Annotated in this window: 17 protein-coding genes and 2 tRNA genes; 1 reads left to right on the top strand and 18 read right to left on the bottom strand. The window is 36.6% G+C overall.

Translation table 11 applies throughout. The annotated features are described in order from the left end of the window. Nucleotides 1-76, bottom strand: a tRNA-Val gene (locus WMZ97_RS17925). Between the two features lie 41 nt (nucleotides 77-117). Beyond that, a tRNA-Glu gene (locus tag WMZ97_RS17930) sits at nucleotides 118-192 on the bottom strand. A gap of 208 nt (nucleotides 193-400) precedes the next feature. Here WMZ97_RS17930 and fabI point away from each other — a divergent pair. Next, on the top strand, nucleotides 401-1,177 hold the full coding sequence (gene fabI / locus WMZ97_RS17935; RefSeq protein WP_343273468.1) for an enoyl-ACP reductase FabI: 777 nt from the start codon (nucleotides 401-403) through the stop codon (nucleotides 1,175-1,177). Between the two features lie 145 nt (nucleotides 1,178-1,322). Here fabI and WMZ97_RS17940 read toward each other — a convergent pair whose 3' ends face one another. The 16 genes from WMZ97_RS17940 to WMZ97_RS18015 all read right to left on the bottom strand — a co-directional run bounded on the left by WMZ97_RS17940 (nucleotide 1,323) and on the right by WMZ97_RS18015 (nucleotide 19,076). Continuing rightward, nucleotides 1,323-2,264 carry a carbon-nitrogen hydrolase family protein gene (locus WMZ97_RS17940; protein ID WP_343273469.1) on the bottom strand — a complete coding sequence of 314 codons (942 nt, stop codon included), beginning with the start codon at nucleotides 2,262-2,264 and terminating at the stop codon, nucleotides 1,323-1,325. 358 nt (nucleotides 2,265-2,622) lie between these two features. Continuing rightward, a complete protein-coding gene (locus tag WMZ97_RS17945; RefSeq protein ID WP_343273470.1) occupies nucleotides 2,623-3,621 on the bottom strand; it encodes a metallophosphoesterase in 999 nt (332 codons plus the stop codon). Nucleotides 3,622-3,960: 339 nt separating this feature from the next. Then, nucleotides 3,961-4,488, bottom strand: coding sequence for a KdsC family phosphatase (locus tag WMZ97_RS17950; RefSeq protein WP_343273471.1), 528 nt, complete (start codon nucleotides 4,486-4,488; stop codon nucleotides 3,961-3,963). Between the two features lie 3 nt (nucleotides 4,489-4,491). After that, nucleotides 4,492-5,472 (bottom strand): KpsF/GutQ family sugar-phosphate isomerase, encoded by a 981-nt coding sequence (locus WMZ97_RS17955; RefSeq protein WP_343273472.1) that lies wholly within the window; start codon nucleotides 5,470-5,472, stop codon nucleotides 4,492-4,494. Next, nucleotides 5,450-6,322 (bottom strand): 3-deoxy-8-phosphooctulonate synthase, encoded by an 873-nt coding sequence (gene kdsA, locus WMZ97_RS17960; RefSeq protein WP_343273473.1) that lies wholly within the window; start codon nucleotides 6,320-6,322, stop codon nucleotides 5,450-5,452. Before kdsA ends, WMZ97_RS17955 begins: the two co-directional genes overlap by 23 nt. Nucleotides 6,323-6,345: 23 nt before the next feature. Further along, nucleotides 6,346-7,011 carry an acylneuraminate cytidylyltransferase family protein gene (locus WMZ97_RS17965; RefSeq protein ID WP_343273474.1) on the bottom strand — a complete coding sequence of 222 codons (666 nt, stop codon included), beginning with the start codon at nucleotides 7,009-7,011 and terminating at the stop codon, nucleotides 6,346-6,348. Between the two features lie 82 nt (nucleotides 7,012-7,093). Next, entirely contained in the window at nucleotides 7,094-7,948 is an 855-nt protein-coding gene (locus tag WMZ97_RS17970) for a 6-hydroxymethylpterin diphosphokinase MptE-like protein (RefSeq protein ID WP_343273475.1), read from the bottom strand. Nucleotides 7,949-7,963: 15 nt separating this feature from the next. Beyond that, nucleotides 7,964-9,157: a GNAT family N-acetyltransferase gene (locus WMZ97_RS17975; protein ID WP_343273476.1), complete on the bottom strand. Its 1,194-nt coding sequence runs from the start codon at nucleotides 9,155-9,157 to the stop codon at nucleotides 7,964-7,966. A 50-nt stretch (nucleotides 9,158-9,207) separates the two neighbouring features. Beyond that, nucleotides 9,208-10,404, bottom strand: a complete 1,197-nt coding sequence (locus WMZ97_RS17980) for a GNAT family N-acetyltransferase (protein ID WP_343273477.1) — start codon at nucleotides 10,402-10,404, stop codon at nucleotides 9,208-9,210. Nucleotides 10,405-10,458: 54 nt separating this feature from the next. Beyond that, the gene (locus tag WMZ97_RS17985; RefSeq protein ID WP_343273478.1) at nucleotides 10,459-11,370 is read right to left on the bottom strand and encodes a PIG-L deacetylase family protein; all 912 of its coding nucleotides are present in this window, start codon (nucleotides 11,368-11,370) and stop codon (nucleotides 10,459-10,461) included. Nucleotides 11,371-11,426: 56 nt separating this feature from the next. After that, a complete protein-coding gene (locus WMZ97_RS17990; RefSeq protein ID WP_343273479.1) occupies nucleotides 11,427-12,611 on the bottom strand; it encodes a hypothetical protein in 1,185 nt (394 codons plus the stop codon). A 39-nt stretch (nucleotides 12,612-12,650) separates the two neighbouring features. Continuing rightward, on the bottom strand, nucleotides 12,651-14,420 hold the full coding sequence (locus tag WMZ97_RS17995; protein WP_343273480.1) for an ABC transporter ATP-binding protein: 1,770 nt from the start codon (nucleotides 14,418-14,420) through the stop codon (nucleotides 12,651-12,653). 5 nt (nucleotides 14,421-14,425) lie between these two features. After that, entirely contained in the window at nucleotides 14,426-15,619 is a 1,194-nt protein-coding gene (locus tag WMZ97_RS18000) for a glycosyltransferase (protein WP_343273481.1), read from the bottom strand. Further along, nucleotides 15,616-16,767 (bottom strand): glycosyltransferase, encoded by a 1,152-nt coding sequence (locus WMZ97_RS18005; protein WP_343273482.1) that lies wholly within the window; start codon nucleotides 16,765-16,767, stop codon nucleotides 15,616-15,618. Before WMZ97_RS18005 ends, WMZ97_RS18000 begins: the two co-directional genes overlap by 4 nt. A 10-nt stretch (nucleotides 16,768-16,777) precedes the next feature. Continuing rightward, nucleotides 16,778-17,953, bottom strand: coding sequence for a glycosyltransferase (locus WMZ97_RS18010; protein WP_343273483.1), 1,176 nt, complete (start codon nucleotides 17,951-17,953; stop codon nucleotides 16,778-16,780). Further along, nucleotides 17,925-19,076: a polysaccharide pyruvyl transferase family protein gene (locus WMZ97_RS18015; protein WP_343273484.1), complete on the bottom strand. Its 1,152-nt coding sequence runs from the start codon at nucleotides 19,074-19,076 to the stop codon at nucleotides 17,925-17,927. Before WMZ97_RS18015 ends, WMZ97_RS18010 begins: the two co-directional genes overlap by 29 nt. Between the last annotated feature and the right edge of the window lie 11 nt (nucleotides 19,077-19,087).

The raw sequence follows: 19,087 nt of genomic DNA on the forward strand, positions 1-19,087 counted from the left end.
TGGTGGAGGATGCAGGGCTCGAACCTGCGACCCCCTGCTTGTAAGGCAGGTGCTCTCCCAGCTGAGCTAATCCTCCGTACGTATTGCCGTTGCGCAACATACTTCCACACTATTTTATGGTGACCCGTACGGGATTCGAACCCGTGTTACCGCCGTGAAAGGGCGGTGTCTTAACCGCTTGACCAACGGGCCTTGCACGGTCTTTACTATTAATTTCTGAAAAACTTGTCGCAAACCGACGAATTTTATTATATACAGATTACATATAATTGTAAAGAGGTTTTTTCTTTTTTTATATATTTTTTTACAGTCTATACAAAAATCATTGACCTATCGTTTCTTTCCGCGTTGAATTTAGGTTATACTATTTTAAAGATATCTGAATAATGGAGGTAACCAAATGTCTGAATTACTAAAAGGAAAAAATATTGTTATCATGGGCGTGGCAAACCAACGCAGTATCGCTTGGGGAATCACCAAATCATTACATAAAGCTGGCGCAAATTTAATTTTCACCAACCGGCAGGAACGCTCCCGCAAAAAATTGGAAAAGCTATTAGATGAGAATGAAATTAGGGCAACACTGATTGTTTCCTGTGATGTTGCTAGTGACGAGAGTATCCAATCCGCCTTTCAGGAAATCAAGGAAAATGTGGGTGTTATTCATGGCTTGATCCATTCTGTTGCATTCGCAAATAAGGAAGAATTAAAAGGGGAATATGCAGAAACCTCCCGGGATGGTTTCCTATTGGCACAAGAAATAAGCGCTTATTCTTTAGTTGCCGTTACCAATGCTGCTAAAACTTTAATGACCGAGGGTGGAAGTATCGTCACGCAAACCTATCTCGGGGCAGAACGAGTCATTAAAAACTACAATGTAATGGGTGTCGCAAAAGCATCCTTGGAAGCCAGTGTACGGTATTTAGCCGAGGACATCGGTAAATATGGCATTCGTATTAATGCCGTTTCAGCAGGGCCGATTCGCACCCTATCAGCAAAGGGTGTGTCCGGTTTTAGTGAAAAAGCTTCGGTTATTGAGGAGAAAGCCCCATTGCGCCGCAATATCGATCAAGACCAAGTCGGCGATGCCACATTATTTTTCATGAGTGATCTATCACGGGGTGTCACTGGTGAGGTCATGCACGTGGATTCTGGATATCATATTATGGGAGAATAAATGAAAGCAGATGCTTACATAGGTAGGTATCTGCTTTTTTATGTTCAGCTTTTCTTCATGATATGAATGCCAAAAAGCAAATGAAAGGGGTCTTGCTTGTTTGACTTCATTAGTTTACCCTTCATATCAATCTTATACTCTATCATTATTTAGCTGCGACATGCTTTTTATACCAACGCTTCCCGTGCCAGCGCTGATAGTTCCAAGCAATGGATGGAATTGGACCTCGGTTATGAAGCCAATACGCATCAGAGATTACCTTAGAGGGCTTGGTTTGGCCAATCTTGATTTCTCCCGTAATGATTCCCTCTCCTTGACGGTGATCACGAAAAGCCACTCGGTTCCCTTGCCCATCGACAATCATCGAACCGCCCTCATAGTGGCCCTTATACTGCATAGGCATCCCAGGCATATCACACACAGCAGGACCGGTATGCGCGGCATGGATAATCGGTGCACCTACATACGTAGCAAATGATCGTATGCATTCAAGTGCTGTGCATTCGTTTTTATCTTCCCAGTGCCCTGTAACAAGTTTTGGCACCCATGATGGTACGCTCCACCAGCAACTGCCGCCAACAATGAGATCAACTTTTCCTTGCAATCGTCTGACTGTTTGCGATCGCATGAATTCCCAGCAGACTGCGGCCCCAACTTTATAATCAGGTGTTTCGATAATCCCGTCATCCTGACCGCCTACATAAAAACAATTCTCCCACATCGTTGGAATATCTTTGTCATGTCGGCCTAATAACCCTTCTGGCGAGACAAGGAAGTATGCATTCCGGACCTCGTTATCATTATCACGTATAAGAAATGATCCTCCAACATGGGCTTGATGCCTTTTTGCCAGGTCTAGCAATAAGTCGAGCGCCTTCCCACCAGGAGGTTGAATCGCATCTTTAATTTTCGGGTCAAACGCCATTCCGCTTGTAAAAAACTCTGGAAGCATAATCCACTTTGCACCTTGCTTTGCTGCCTCATTTGCCATATTCTCACAGGCGGTCATATTTGCATGAAGATCCCCGATTATTGGTTCAAGCTGAAGGGCAGCTACTTTTACTTTATCATTATGATGAGTCGTCATTATGCAACCCCTTTCATTAGTCTTAATAGTAGTTGCTTCATTTTTACATCTTAAACAGCTGTATTGCATGCCCTACTTCCTGTTCCAAAAACGTTACGGTAGAATAATTGATGTTGGCATGCTCTTCTGGGAAAAACAACTCCATGAACTCCTGAAGTTTGGATCAACTCCTTGAATAAGCGGTCATGGTCGATGTAGGAGGCTTTTGGTTCGAGGATAAATGTAGGTGCTGTCAATTGGTCACAACCTTTCTCGTTGGAATCAGAATTTTGCCTTTATTATACCATGAAGGCTCGTACAGTCAACGATTAGCGCTTGAGATTTACTTGTATGTTAATATCGATGTTCGTATCAATCTTTAAAAATCATTGATACGAACGCCACGTTCTTTCCTTAACGTCAGCACATTAATTTCCGGTGGGTTAAATAAACGGAATCCCTCATCACTGCTCCCCAGGCCGGCACTCACATATTGCTTGATACCCTTGTATACCCATAAACCTTTGACCCGGTCATTTGGAGGGAACAGGCCGTTATTTCCATACCAAGCCTCGGGCACAAAAAGTGCTCCCAAAAATGGCAGCCTGATTTGCCCACCATGGTAATGTCCTGCTATTAATAGGTCGTAATCACGCAATTTCAAATTGGAGGTATCCATAATATGGTCAAATCGGGCATCAACAACCGGATAATGATTGAGCGCAATGACCACTTCTGAATCCGGTAAATCATCTAAAACAGTCAATTCGTCCAACAACTGTTTTTGATAATCAAGAAACGCTTGTGCTGTAGCATACAATGTTGCTGGCATTCCTTCGTTAACTCCCGGGATACCATCTCTTATAGATAACTCAAAATCAACAAAGTGAATACTTGCCTCATTTCGCTTAATGGTATTAATGGACTCCAGCATTTTTACGCCACGGGTTTCCATCCCTTGCACAAAGGCGCTTTTTGAGAAATTAGGATCTAAAGTGTAGCTTTCTGGGTCATCATTGCCGGGAACATACAGCATGTTTTCCTTATTCTGAATACCCTCGATTAACGTATAAAAAGGTCCATAGTTTGTGCTATCCGCATCATTAAGCATATCACCAGTGAATACGATTGCATCAAAATCAATCGTATTAATCTGTTCAACCAGCCGCTTCTGATTTTTGCCAAATTCATGCTCATGCAAGTCGGAAATTTGCAGGATCGTAAACCCATTCAGTTCCTCAGGTAAATCGGTTATTTCGATATCCTGTTCGGCAACGATAACGCGGTTGTTGTCCCAGTATGTATAACCGGTCAGCATCGCTAACACAATGATAAGACCGGTTAAAATATTTTTACGTATTTTTTTTATTATTATCACTCTCCAATAATTATGTTTATCTCCGCATATGCATTTCGTTGTCGATGTGTATCTAATCCTAAGGAAGTATGCATATAAAGTGAAACTTCATTCGGAGGGGGTTTTCCTTTCTCCCCCTCTGAATAGAGGAACAAAGGCTAAGTTCGAAACGTCCTGTTGCAACGCCTTTGTGACCTGCATCGCGCTGACCCGAACAGAATCGGACCTCTATGGTCAGTTAATCCCCCACTTATCTTTTTTAGTTCCACCTCAAAACCTTGAAGTGGTGGTCTTACTGCTCGTTAAGGCGGGATAAAGCCTGTGACTGCGTATAATTTTAGCATGCCATTATGATAAGTTTCACTGCTGCGTCTTTTTTCTACTTAAATAATTCTCTATCAGGGAATCGTAATCGACTTGTCTGGATAAGACTACATCAATTGCTTCCCTAACAGCCCCATGACCACCAGCAAAATTACTTACAAAGTCTGCAGATCTTTTAACCATCTCCACAGCATCCTTAGGAGCCGCTGAAAATCCAACGAATTTAATTACAGACAAATCATTAATGTCATCACCCATATAAAATACATTCTCTGAAGTAATATGTAACGCTGTCATAATTTCATCTAAAGCTTTTTCTTTATTGGTAGTTCCTTCGTATAAAAAATCAACATGCAACTCTTTTGAGCGAATATTTACAGCCTCTGATTTTCTTCCGGTAATAAGGGCAACCTTCATACCATAATAACGCGCAAGACTAATCCCCATCCCGTCTTTCACATGAAAACTTTTATATTCAACACCATCGGAGCCGATGAATAATTTCCCATCTGTTAGCACGCCATCAACATCCAAAACGATTAATTTAATTTTAGATTTATTCATTATTTATATACCCAGTCTCGTTATGTCATGTAAATGAATCATCGCAATCGGTTCATTCAAATCATTCACTACCGGTAAGACATTTACCTTTTGATTTTCCATCAAGTTCAACGCTTCAACTGCCAAGGAGTCCTGCTTAATCGTTAAGGGATTTTTGTTAAATAAATCTTCTACAGAGAGGTCGATAAAATTTTGGACAGTTCCTAAAGAGCGCCGAATATCCCCATCTGTTAAAATACCAACTAATTTACCGCCATCGTCGATTACGCTTGCTGCACCTAATCCTGATTCTGTCATATTAAAAATGGCATCTTTTACTGTACTCGTTTCTGTTAAAATCGGATTTCTTTTTGTAACGTCAATGATAATATCGATGGTGAGTAATAATCGTTTTCCAAGGGAACCGCCTGGATGATAAATAGCAAAGTCTTGAGGTGAGAAGTTTCGTGCTTTTAATAAAGCTACGGCAATGGCATCACCTAACGCTAGCATCAAGGTCGTGCTTGTAGTAGGTGCCAATCCTAAAGGGCAAGCTTCTTTTGTTTCACCTATATCGATGACGTGATCCGCTTTATTTGCTAATGTAGACTGTCTATTTCCTACAAAAGCAACAAGTTTTGAACCTATCTGTTTAATAGAAGGAACAATATTAATGACCTCTTCCGTTTCTCCACTTTTGGATAATGCCAAGATGACATCTGAATCTGTCACCATTCCCAGGTCGCCATGAAGCCCTTCAGCGGGGTGTAAGAATAAGGCTGGAGTCCCGGTGCTTGCTAACGTTGCCGTGATTTTCCGCCCAATAATTCCGGATTTCCCCACACCAGTAATAATTACCCTTCCTTTACATGCGAGAATCATTTCAATAATAGCTTCGATCCCTTGGTCTATATTTTCTTTTAAGCCCATAATAGCCAGAGATTCCTGCTCTAAGACCCCTTGAATCGTGGCGACATGATCATTAGCTGTCACAATATTTTCCACTAATCATGACCTCCTCATTTGGTTGATTTCCTTTTACCAATCTATCAATTTCCACTAAAGGCTTAAGAAACTTTTCCAATTCAGCAAGTTTAATCATGTTAGGGCCATCGGACAAAGCGTGATCAGGATCGGGATGAGCTTCCAAAAATAATGCATCAATACCAACCGCAATCGCTGCACGGGATAGATATGGCACAAACTCTCTTTTTCCACCTGTACTTGTGCCTAAACCCCCGGGGACTTGCACACTATGTGTAGCATCAAATACAACTGGTGCATCAAATTCCCTCATCGTTGGTAATGAACGCATATCAACAACCAAATTGTTGTAACCAAATGTCGTACCTCGTTCCGTTAGTAAAACTTGATCATTTCCCGATTCCTTTATTTTTACGACAGCATTTTGCATATCCCATGGAGCTAAAAATTGTCCTTTTTTTATGTTAATTATTTTATTTGTCTTTGCAGCGTTAACTAATAGATCTGTCTGCCTGCATAGAAAAGCTGGAATTTGAATGATATCTGCCACCTCAGCAACAGAAAATGCTTGAGCCGCATCATGAATATCCGTTGTTACTGGAACATTATATTGTTCCTTGACGGATTCCAGGATCCTTAACCCCTTAATCATTCCAGGACCTCTATGTGAATAAATAGAAGATCGATTTGCCTTATCAAATGATGCCTTAAAAATAAATGGTATGTTTAGCTTTTCGGTAACACCTTTAATGGTTTCAGCCGTTTCCATTACCAGCTTTTCACTTTCAATCATACAAGGCCCGGCAATTAATACAAATGGTCGATTGCCACCAAATATTATGTTATCCCGCAATGTAATTTCTTTAACCATTCTAATCAACCCCAATTCATCGTTTAGACGTTCAACGGCATAGCATTATTTTGTAGCATTTTTAAGGCAAATTCATAATCCGTTTTCGTATCAATATCGATTGCTTCCATATCATTTAATTCTTGAAAATACGGGGTAAATCCTATCCTTCGTTTGTGCGTTAAAAAGTGTTCTTTCTCAAATAGATAAAATCCACTTGTTTCAATATAAATCGGTTCTATATCCTGAGTCCTTGGTATATCGTTACATTCATAATTTAATGTCTGTCCGTTATACCAGATAAACGTTTGCTTCTTTTGAACACTTAAGGCAGAATCATAACCTCCACGCAAAACATTCGTGAGGGCATTTTCAACTGAATTTTTTTCCATAAAAGGTGATGTCGTGTGGGCAAGTAAATAAAGATCGCTATCAACCGTATGGATAAAAGATTCATATATTTCATTGCCTTTCACCATATCCCTGTCAAGAGCACGGTCTCGTTTCACAAATTTCACACTCGTTGGCAAGTAATCCATGACTGTTTCGTCACTGCAAAACACACAAACCTCATCAATTTTTTCGATCCCCAATAAGGTGTTAAAGATATACCAGCTTAAGCAGTGTTCGCCTAAGGGAAGTATATTTTTATTTGGCAATCTCTGGCTGTTTAGTTTAATTGGGACAAAAGCGATAACTTTTTTTCTCACTTTTCACACCTCGTCTTTATTTTAAAATAATATATATTGTTCTTTATAATGAACAATGGGGTCATAAAATAATGGCCTTTTACTAGCCAACTTCTTGTTTCTTTGCTCTTAGCAATTCATCGATATCCACTCGTTCAAATATTTCCAGCATGCCACCTCTTGTTGCATTGTAAATTTTAATATTATTTTGGTCAGCGTATTTTTTTGCTACTTTATATCCACTAGTCATCATATCACCTGCTGAAGCATAGGTTGGATCCAAATGATCATAATCTATAAAATGATGGTTCATATCATTTCCATAATGGCAATCCGCACCAATTAAATAAATTTCTTTAAAACCCATGTACACCGCTATTTGAATAAGGGAATATGTAACTGTGTATCCATTGTAAACTGCTGCAAACGAATTGTCGCTAAACTTTGTATTATATTTTTTGCGTTCGATAGAGTGATAAAACATATCGATAGGGAAGTAATAATAGTCATCAGACAGCTTTTCGTTGAGCTGTTGCGGCACTGTATGACTAACAAATATCCCTGCCACATCCAGTGTTTCAATGTACTTTCTCATTTTGAGAAACACACTGTCATCCTGAATGCCATAATACGTAGGGCGCCAATTTGTTTCATTAAACGCCAAACAGATGGAATTCATACTTATCGTCGTCTCACTTTCCAGCTTTTCAAGATCCTCTATTGTTAGGCTTGGGCCTGTAGCAACAATAAAGCACCTTTCACCTTTATGTTTATTTTTTACCTCCTTTAATTTCTCATAAGGACTATTTTTATCGATGCGCATTAGCCTTAGCGCTTTTTTTATTTTAAAAATACTTCGATTGCGTATATGAGGTAAATACCTGTATTGTATTTCCCTTATTCCCAAAATGCAATTATGACTGAACTTGTTTTTCTTTAAGATCGTTTTTATGCTCATATGTTACCTCTCTCCTTACAACGCACCTTTATTTGCTTTTAATTTTTTTGTAAGCATGAGTAGTAATACCGTAGATCTTATCACTAATTTTGATAGAATCTGCTCTATTTTTGTTCTTTGGATAAACATTTTTGAGTAATAGGTCCGGTAGATTTTTTTAAATAATATAGACCGTATAGAATGGTTAGAAAGTACATACCTAACATTATATTTATCTGATGTACCCCATTTATGTTTATACCCTTCATCGCCCTTTAAAAAATCTACAATATCATAACCTTCCCTGCATGAATCAAGAATAAGATGATATACAAAAAGCTTACCTGGAGAGTATTTTTTGTACTTCATATTCATGGCATGAAGATATAGATAGTTCCTTTTCCCATCTGACATTCCGTAATGAACAACCATTATTTCATCATTATGGCTTAATAAAGCTAAATATAGTAAATTGCTTTTGAACAGATTTTTGGCTGCCTCCATAACATAATCTCTTTCCCTAACATCTTGAAATTCACTGGGGGTATTTGTGTTTTTCCATCTTTCGCAATGTAAATCAAAAAATTTATTCATTATGGGCTCTATCTCATTCTCATTCTTAACTTTATAGTATTTAATCTCACCTTCCTTTTTCAGTCTTCTTTCTAGGTATTGGATCTCCTTCAAAAGTTTTTCATTAATTCTGCCTTTAACTTTCTCAAGATCATTGTTGAGCACTAAAAAAGGGCACATATCACTTCTTTTTCTTTCGGCTAATTCATATCCATCTGGTAAATTGCTATTTAAAAATGAATCAAAAACAGTGTCTTCTGGCAGATCCCCCCAGTCTATATAATCCCAACTTTTCTTGTCCCTATATATTTCCTTTAATGCTGCTCTCAATAGTATCTCCGGTGAATATTTTTTCGATAAGATCGGAATCGAATAATCGGAAAAGTCCGAACCAATCGGTTTTAGAACCCGAAAATTCAAACCCGCCAATTCTTTATATGATATATATAAGGGAATAATAGCGACTGCTTTATTATCATGTTTCACTTCAACAATATAAGGAGAGACATTTCTTTCCTTCTTGTTATATTCCCAGCAGCTCTTAAGCCAACCAATATCTTGAAATACCGTAATTTCACGGTACTCCTCTTTTAATGTTTCCCATTTCGGTAGGATTTTGTCTAAGGTATCTATTTGTTTGTGTATGATTGTCTTCAAATTCTTCACACCCCCCATTAGTTACGTAACAAACATATAATTTTTTGCCTTTACTTGACAGGATTAAAAAAACCCTTAAACATATTGGGAATACCCCAGATAAATGCAGCAACCCTAATTATTGATTTGGTAAGAAATTGCTCAGCGTTAGACTTCTCATAAAACTTCTGTGAATAGTAGGATCTAGAAATCATTTTGTACAACAAGGATCTCATCGTACTATTAAAAAAGACATACCTTACATTAAACTTTTTGATGGTGCCCCATTGTTTTTTATAGCTTTCAGCGCCCCTCATAAAATCCACTATTTCATATCCCTGTCCACAAGCATCAAGAATAACTTTATATAATAGAATATTTCCAACAGAGTATTTTTTATATTTCATGTTAAAAGTTGTAAGATACAGGTATATCTTTTCTTCATCTGCCATTGCGAATTCAACTGCTGCAATTTCGTTATTGTGGCTCAAATAAGTTAAATGTAATAAATTTTTTTTAAATAGGATTTTAGCTATATTCAGTACATATTCTCTATCCTCTTTGAATCTGAATCGGCTTAATGAATTTGTATTTTCATTTCTGATACAATGCAATTCAAAAAATGCATTCATTATAGGTTCTATTTCAAATTCTTCCTGCACCTTTCTAAAAGCCAATTGGCCATTTCTCTTTAATTTCTTTTCCTTTTTTAAAATTTCCTTAACAAGTTTTTTATCAAATTTTCGTGTTGTTTCTTCAGCATCTTTACCTAGGAACAGATATGGACAAATATAAAAACCCTCTTTTTTTTCTATTTTACTGTCATATGCTATTCTGCTGTTCAACATAGAATCAAAAACAGATCCTTTAGGGATGTTCCCCCAGTCAATGCAATCCCAATTCTTTCTGTCACTGTATATTTTTTCAAACCCCTTTTCAAGCTGTTTTTTTGCTGAATATTTTTTTGATAACATTGGTATTAAGTAGTCTGAGTGTTTTGCACCCAAGGGTATTAAAACCTTAAATGTTACATTTATAAACTTTTTATTCGAAATATAGAAGGGAATAATACCTATTGTTCTGCTTCCTTTTTTTATTTGAACAATATATGGAGTATAGATTTTGTTCTTGTTCTTATACTTCCACCAGCTTTTAATCCATTCAATATCTTGAAAAATCGTTATATCATGAAACTCTTCTTTCAATATTTCCCATTTCGGCAGTGTTTTTTCTAGGATGTCAAATTGTTTGTGAATGATTGCTTCCAAATCCTTCACACCTCTCAATTTTATAAATAACACAATAATAATCCACTAGCCACTTTAGCAACTACAATCTATACTGCAAGATCTTCTTCGCTCAATGTATTTTAACAACTGATTCATAATTGGCCTTAGTCTCTTTTTTGGAAACAGAGAATACTTCAATAGCTCCACTTCCATATTGGTTAAATTTGCTTGACGTATAGCTTCACCCATCGTGAAATGGGCTACAACACCCTGTGATTTATGACATGCCAGCATCTTTTTCTTTAACAAACGTTCCCTGTCAGTTATGTCTATGTTGATTGACTTTGAACAATGTGATCCATTATCTAAGAATTTCACATCCTTGGTACCTAAAGGCTGAGAACGATTATATTCCGCCCATTCATACACATTATTAAATTCTATTTTTCCACAAACAGCTTTTACAATGAAACTCGTAAAATCGTGATCACTATGTCCACCTTCTATACAATGAACATAAATTCGTTCGGGCTTCAACTTTTGTATTAGCGATAAAACATCATGCGCTATATGGTCTACATAACGATGTGTTCCTGCATCAGGGTATCCTAAACAAATCACATCTTGGGCAAACATGCCAATCAGAGACAAGGCTTTAATTCCCTCCCTATACCTAATTTCTGATATATGATGTGTGTCATTTATCTTTGTTTTCCAACTTGCGCCATCTCCACCTGAACCATTTGTCACATAAACAACTGTCACATTATCACCGTTTTTTATGTGTCTGTATATTGTAGTGCCAACACCTAAAATTTCATCATCCGGATGTGCAGCAATAACGAGAATATCCGTACTATTCTTTGTGTCTTTCTTTATCCTCCTGCCTATCATCCTTGATGGATATCGATATAATCCTCTTGTATATTCAATCAGTTTAATCATTTTGTCCATACCAATATTTCGATCCATTAATTTACTAATGGTATTGTGTATAATCGACATATGAATCACCCCTTGTTTAATAGAATGCTCCCAATCTCTCTATAAAATTAATCATTTCAATTAGCTACTTTATCATTTTTCAAATCAATTAATATTTGCTTTCTATCAGCATTGTCTATTACTTTGATTACATGATTCCAGTAACTTAATTCGCTTTCACCTTGCGTGTGTTCTTCGACATATATGTTGATATTAAATTCAAATGCAGTGACAATATGCTCCAAGTAAAAAAGTTGTCTATAAAATTTAACTGCAGCAAAGGTCGGACAGTATTCACCCCAGTCATTTTTAACTATTGACCATTTCGCGTAGCCCTCCAGTTTATTTATTAAATCTATGGAATCTATCGAAGGTTTTTTAATTAGATGATAAAAAAACATAAAACATAAGTCGTGAAAAATAGAACGCTCTTCAAACGTATTACAGTCAATCATTAAACCGTACTTTTTACCTAACAAAATATTCTTGAAGTGCATGTCCCCATGTGTCAAACTTAGGTAAATTGATTCCTGACCTTCCCTTGTTAGCAATCTCTCTGTTAATTTATTTGCAAAGTTGTCAATATATACTAGTTTATCTTGATCATATCCTTTAGATTTTAATTGTTCTATACTGTTAGTTATAAAGGACCGCTGTTGTAAAATATATGTTCTTGCATCTACTTTTTTCATAGGGAACAATGTGAGGTTTCGCTCCCAAACAGGGAGTATGTGATTATAAAAATACGTCGAAAATGGAAAAAATGGATCTGCTCTATATAGATTCAGATATTCTTCATAGATACATTTATTTTTATAATCAATCCATTTTAATGATGCGGATACACCATATTCACTAACCGCCTTAAACCCTCTCGCAACTTGATTAAACATTTCCTCCTTATACCCTAACTCGTATTGGGTTACAACCACCCTTTTTTGTAAATCAAACACTTTATAACCATTACAAGTTTCTAAAGTAATATGACCTTCAAACGGCACTTGAATAAATTGGTTTCTATTGTTTCTATTGTTTCTATAAATATTTTTTAATATAAAGAGCCTGTATATGATACGAATAACACGATAAACCTTGATAATCTTGCCAGGCACCCATCTTAAATAGCTCCTTTGCGCGGGTGCATGGAGATTAAATGTTCTAGTTCGGATCAATAAATACCATCCCAACATCAAATAATTCTTTTCTGCAGAAATAAAAAGATCATAGATATTATAGTATGTTAATTTATTGTCTACTCTCACTACCGTTTCCCCCGTTTATTTTCTATGTGTAAGCCAATCCTACACACCCGTCCCTGCCAACTTTTTCGTGGTAGTCAATAATTCACCATTGTTTATCTTAAATACTGTGTCACAGTTTTTAATTGTTGAAAGTCTATGGGCAATAATGATTAATGTTTTTTCACCCTTTAATCCATCTATGGCTTTCATAATTTCCGTTTCTGTTTCATTATCCAATGCAGAAGTTGCTTCATCCATGAACAATATTTCCGGATTATGATACAAAGCCCTGGCAATCCCGATACGCTGTCGTTGGCCACCCGAAAGTCGAACCCCATGTTCACCAACAAAAGAATCCAATTTACCAGGCAACCGTTCCACAAACTCTTTCAACTGTGCCTGCTCCAATGACCGCCAAATCTCTAGATCATCTACCTCACTTTTTTCTAAACCAAAGGCCACATTTCCCCGAATCGTATCGTCTGACAAGTAAATAGATTGAGGAATGTAGCCAATTTTTTGCTGCCATAGGCTCTTTTGTTCGTGTAAATGTTTTCCATCAACTAAAATGTCCCCGTGTTCCGGCTCTAATAGTCCTAAAATAATATCCACAAGCGTTGTTTTTCCTGCACCTGACTCCCCAACAAAAGCAACAGAATGGTTGATCGGGATTGATAATGACACGCCTGTTATAGCGTAATTGTTTTGACCTGGATAACGAAAATAGATATTATGTAAATCTATGGAATGATGAAAAACCCTTTTCCCACGATTAATAACATGAAAAGGATTCATGGTAGGTACCAATCCCGTTTTCGTCACAATTAAATCGTGATAGACAACATTTAAAGCTGGCAGACTATAACGAATCGTTGTAACCAGTCCCATCACCCTGTTGATCGAAGGCATAAGCCTAAATGCAGCCATTGCAAACACAGCCATTGTTGAGACAAGTTGTGTTGTATTTGTATCCTGGAAAACAATAATCAATAACGTAACTAGAACAATTCCAACTAACAATGTTTCGATAAATAACCGCGGCACAACTTCCAACATCTCCATATACCTGCTATTGTTGGCACTAATTTGACTCTTTTCACCAAAAGATTTAATAAAGAAGTTTTCCTTACCGGATACTTTCACCTCTTTACTTGCTCCTAATCCTTGATTGACCCATTTGATCATTTCACCTTTGACTTTTTGTTGTTCTTTTCCTAATTGCCTTATCTTTTTACGGAACAGTTTAAAAAACGTAAAAACACTTCCACCTAATAAGATAAATGCTGTTATCGTGGCGATTGGGGCGGCCACCAATAATAATGCAGAAATACAAATAATTACTAGAATTTCCGTGAATAACTGAAACCCGGATATAACAATTCCTTGAAATACTGTTGAAACCTCATCTTTTACATTCCTGAGTAATTCCGCTGTGTTGCGTTCTAAATGGAATGTATAAGGTTTGGTTAAATACTCCTTAAATAGCGCTTTAGAAAGTTTAACTTTCTGATTGGACGTAACCCTGACCTGTGCATAATTAAAAAATAGTAAATACAAATTTTTTATTACGAAGACACACAGGAGCGAAACAACGGAAAATATGATAAAAACCCGATTGGAATCAAAATGAAACAACCGGAATATAAAAGCTAAAATGGGTTGCGTTTGAATTAGACTTGGTTCAGTTACAATCCCAACTAGCGGAATGATTAACCCAATTCCGGCGGTTTCCAATATGGCAGCTATAATCATCATAAACAACAAGATTAGCAGTTTTTTCTTTTCTTTTTTTTTGAAAAACGATAGTAGCTTATTGATAACTACCCACATGCAAGTCACACCTTTATATAATCAATTAATTTTCCCACTTCAGCTGACGTATCAATTTCCGTTTTGGACAAATTCCTTCTTAACCTTTTTTGTTGTTGCGGATAATCGATTAAGAATTTCATTTTCTCATAAAGTTCCTCTTCTGTAGCCTTAACGATCCAACCGTTTTCACCATTAATAATTTGTTCGTGCGCACCTATAAAGTCTGTCGCGATAATCGGTTTTTTTAAACATCTGGCTTCAGCTAAAGCTATGCAATACCCTTCATGCCGCGACGGCTGAATATACATATCCGAGTCTGCAATATAGGGATATGGATTCAATTTTGATCCCAGCAGAATAAAGTCTTCCGTTAATCCGTAGTCCTCTATCAATGTTTCATATTTCCTTCTTTGTGGACCTTCGCCAATACAATACCATCTTATCTCATAACCTTCGTTGCGTAATCTTGCCAAAACATTAATAGCTATATCCTGACCCTTTTCAATCGATAACCTTCCAACTGTTACAATTCGTATGCCTCGATAATTTTTATCAAATGAAATGTCTTCCCTTGCCAGCTCATGAATCAGACTTTCTGAAACGATATTCTTAAACACCTCAGTTTTATGAACGATACCTGGAATCTTTGTAACTAATTGTTTTTTAGCTTCATTTGAAACAACGAAAATCCGGTCAAAACTTTTATATAATCGTTCATATAAATTTGCGTTAATATAATGCTTCGAAACATCAAAGTGGACCCATGAAATTTTCTTTATTGCTTTTACCTTATAGGCAATGTAATAATCAATCATGTCGGTAGGTCCTTGAAAGGCGATGGCAACATCATATTGTTCAGCGTTATTCGGAACATACTTAAAAATATGCCGGTAATAGATATATCGATTATCCAATTCACGTGACAAAAAATAATGAAGTCCGAAATTAAAAGCCTTCATGTACCTTTTATCTTTTAAATAGCCATGCAATGTATCTGGTGGCGGGGTAATAATGTCTGCCCAAACTTTTTTGTACCAACTGACCTCTTTGATTGTTACCCAATCAGGTATTGCATCAAGGAAGTCACCCTGTCTATCCAAAAAGAGAATGGTTACATCGTACTTATCCTCCGGTATAACAGAAAGCAAGGACAATAGCGACTTTTCCACACCACCAACATCCATTGTTGTAATCATAAATAATATTTTTTTCTTCATTGACGATCCCCTGCCGTTTTCGGTTCTGGATTTATCCGAAGCCCATTTCCAATTACACGTTTGATAGCAGTATATACCTCTTCATAATCAAAACTAACAACCAACCCTGTTTTCTCGTGGGTAATATGTTCATGTACTCCCGTAAAATTAGTACTTATTATTGGCTTATCGAAACACTTTGCCTCTGCAAGTGTAATACAATAACCCTCGTGTCGTGATGGCTGGACGTAGAGATCACATTGCTTCATATATGGATATGGGTTTATTTTAGTACCAAGTAAAATAAATTCCTTTTCGATTCCATATTTTTTAATGCGCTCTTCAAGATTCCTTCTAGCACTTCCTTCACCGATGCAGTACCATTTAACCGAAAAACCGGCCTCTTTTAGTCTAGCTAAAACAGGTATGGCCAGATCCTGACCTTTTTGATTGCACAGACGACCGACAGTAAGTATTCGAACGCCATTAAAGTGACTGTTCTGTTCAAATCCCTCCCCAGAATTAGCCATTTTAATAATTAGATCACTTGAAATTGGATTGATATAGGTACCAATTTTATAAAATAATCTGGGAAGCGTACTTGTTAATATGTCCTTTCCCTCATTTGAAACAACCAAAATTCGGTCAAAACTTCGGTAGCATGTTGTAGCAAATTGTTTATCAAAACCGATCTTTGTGACATCAAAGTGCACCCATTGAACTTTCCTTTTAGCGTTTACTTTTTTGATAATAAAATAGCTTATGAGATCCATTGGACCAGCATAAGCCATTGCAACGTCGTATTTACCTTCTAAATCCGGAGTGTTTTTCAGTACATAATTCAAAAATACATTTTTTCTTTTTAACACTTTTGAAAGAAGAAGTACGGTTGTAAATGTTAGTATTTTTATAAATTGCTTTTCTTGAACAAGCTGCTTCATTACCTTTTTTGGCGGGTCATGAATCATCCGTCTTATTTTTGGATATTCATCTATATAATGGACATGTACTCTTTTTGGAATGAACGGTAAAAAGCCACCACATTTCTCCAACATGACAATCGTTATTTCATATTTATCTTCAGGCAATGTTGCAATTAAATTTAATAAGGATTTTTCTGTCCCACCAACATTCATATTAATAACCATGAATACAATTTTCGTTTTCATTGTTTTTTCATCATCCTATCAATTTATAAACATTTTCAAGTTCTCCCATGTTTCCTTTTTTCTCACGTTTTAAATGGTCAATGATATTGTTTCTAAGAGGTTTATCATGAATTAAATTCATAATTCCTTCATACAAGGCATGACTGTTCATGTCCGTAATTATGCCATTTTCACCATCTATAATTTGCTCATATACAGCGTCAAAATTTGTAGCCACAATAGGGATATTTAATATACGAGCTTCTGCTAATGCGAGACCAAACCCTTCATATCGTGAAGGTTGCACATAGAGATCACCGTTTTTTATATATTTATAAGGATTTTGCTGCACACCCAGCAGGATAAAATTATTTGCTAACTCATATTTATGAATCATGTCGCTCAGTTCATTTTTCAAGGGTCCTTCCCCTATGACATACCACTTGAACGAAAGACCTGACCGTTTTAATTCTTTGCACGCTTCGATGGCTAGATCATATCCTTTTACTTCTACCAATCGGCCAACTGTTACAATCTTAATATCGCTACTATCTTTAAATACACTAGCCTTTGATGCCATTTTATAAATTAAGTCTGATGATAGGATATCGTTGATGACGATTGTTTTTTTTGCAGCAATGGGCATTTCTTTTATAAAAACGTCCCGATTATATCTAGAAACAGTAACAATCTGATCATATTGCTTATAATATTTTTTGTCGTAGGTTTGGTTATAGCCCGCCAATTTGTAATCTGTATTTACCCAGCATAGTTTCTTTTTAGCGTTAATCTTCTCGGCAACATAGTATGTCGGCGTCCCCTGACTATAGGCGATAGCTATATCATATTCAATCGTTGACTTTTCCAATCCCTTTGTCGTCCATATCCAGCTAATTTGTGCTTTGTGCATTTTTTTTCGCATGGGATTTCGCAGTGAAAAGGAAGTCATCATTCGCAAAAATAACTCTTTCACCCTTCCCGTTTTTATCAAATATTTAATTCCATGCTGTTGCACGTTAAAATAAGCTGGAACATCCAATATATGAATCTCCTTGGGCAGTAATGGCTGATAATGACCATCCGATAAAAACGTGAGTAAGCTGACGTCATATCTTTCATAATTGAATAAAGTCAACATGGATAGCAAACTTTTTTCTGCTCCTCCACTATTCAGGGAATCAATTACAAACAACACCTTCTTCCGCATAGGAAACCTCCACCTTCTCCCTTAAAAGCATGTTACATAAGAACCTTTTCGAGAATAGAATTTTATCAGTAAGAATATCCTGTCTTCTTTGGTAATTAATTGGGTGCATGAGCGATTGAAGATTATAACTTTTATTAATTAGCCTATCGTTCAGATCCAGATCTTGTAAAAAATCTCTCATTCTTGTATTAATAGACTCTTCTCTATTAACAATGACAAAATTCTTCTTATATATTACCGAAAAAACCGCAGCATGAAATGAATTAGAAATGACAAATTTTGCATCTCTGATAATGGACACAAACACATCTGGACCAGCATACGTAAACTGCTTATCAGCATACTTCAAATGTAAAGGGTTGATGCTGTAAATTTTATAGCCTGTTGCTTTTGCTAACTCAGTTGCTGCATCCTTAATTAACCTGCTATTATCGAAGTCATAAACAAGAATATAGTCCTCGGTAAATTTTTGATTTCCTACCAGGTTCCATTCTATTTCATTCAAAAGTAATACAGGATCAACAACATTTACTGCTCCGGAAATATTCATCGATTTTACTATTTCCACGCCACTTTTTTCCCTTACGCTGATATGATTCAGGCGTTTCATATGCTTTTGTACGAAAGGTATGCTTTGAGCAGAAATGGTATCAGTGGCAAAACTTGCAGCATAAGATACTTTTATTTTATCCTCAGGTGCAAAATCTAAATAAAATGCTGGATCTTTTCCGTTCTCGTAAAGACTATTCCAAATCTGATCACTGCCACATATGTATGCGTCAGCAGGCGGTAAATGTTTCTTTAATTCCTCATTAGAACAATAACGATTACGACTTCGTATCATATATGTCGATGTAAACGTATCAAATGCCCTTTTCCTTTGCAGACCTCTTAATCTGCCTGGCAACTTATATGCTAAATAGATCACCTTCTTCAGTTTGTTATTTTCCCAGTGAGGGTGATTAATCCTTGATAGTTTATAATGATTGCTTAAATAATCTGGTTTATAATCGATAATTTCTACATTGTGCCCGCACGCTGTCAGATACTTCATTAAGGCATATGCTTGCAGGGAAGCACCGTGATTATAGACATCATGACAAGTAATGGTGTAAACCTTCATACAAATCACTT

The sequence above is a fragment of the Lentibacillus songyuanensis genome (genome assembly GCF_039548255.1).
In the GTDB taxonomy this organism is placed as follows: Bacteria; Bacillota; Bacilli; order Bacillales; family Amphibacillaceae; genus Lentibacillus_C; species Lentibacillus_C songyuanensis.

Bases quoted from the DNA above. Each gene is read 5' to 3' on its own strand.
- fabI (WP_343273468.1), top strand. From the start codon at position 401: ATGTCTGAATTACTAAAAGGAAAAAATATTGTTATCATGGGCGTGGCA.
- WMZ97_RS17940 (WP_343273469.1), bottom strand. From the start codon at position 2,264: ATGACGACTCATCATAATGATAAAGTAAAAGTAGCTGCCCTTCAGCTT.
- WMZ97_RS17950 (WP_343273471.1), bottom strand. From the start codon at position 4,488: ATGAATAAATCTAAAATTAAATTAATCGTTTTGGATGTTGATGGCGTG.
- kdsA (WP_343273473.1), bottom strand. From the start codon at position 6,322: ATGGTTAAAGAAATTACATTGCGGGATAACATAATATTTGGTGGCAAT.
- WMZ97_RS17970 (WP_343273475.1), bottom strand. From the start codon at position 7,948: ATGAGCATAAAAACGATCTTAAAGAAAAACAAGTTCAGTCATAATTGC.
- WMZ97_RS17985 (WP_343273478.1), bottom strand. From the start codon at position 11,370: ATGTCGATTATACACAATACCATTAGTAAATTAATGGATCGAAATATT.
- WMZ97_RS17995 (WP_343273480.1), bottom strand. From the start codon at position 14,420: ATGTGGGTAGTTATCAATAAGCTACTATCGTTTTTCAAAAAAAAAGAA.
- WMZ97_RS18000 (WP_343273481.1), bottom strand. From the start codon at position 15,619: ATGAAGAAAAAAATATTATTTATGATTACAACAATGGATGTTGGTGGT.
- WMZ97_RS18005 (WP_343273482.1), bottom strand. From the start codon at position 16,767: ATGAAAACGAAAATTGTATTCATGGTTATTAATATGAATGTTGGTGGG.
- WMZ97_RS18010 (WP_343273483.1), bottom strand. From the start codon at position 17,953: ATGCGGAAGAAGGTGTTGTTTGTAATTGATTCCCTGAATAGTGGAGGA.
- WMZ97_RS18015 (WP_343273484.1), bottom strand. From the start codon at position 19,076: ATGAAGGTTTACACCATTACTTGTCATGATGTCTATAATCACGGTGCT.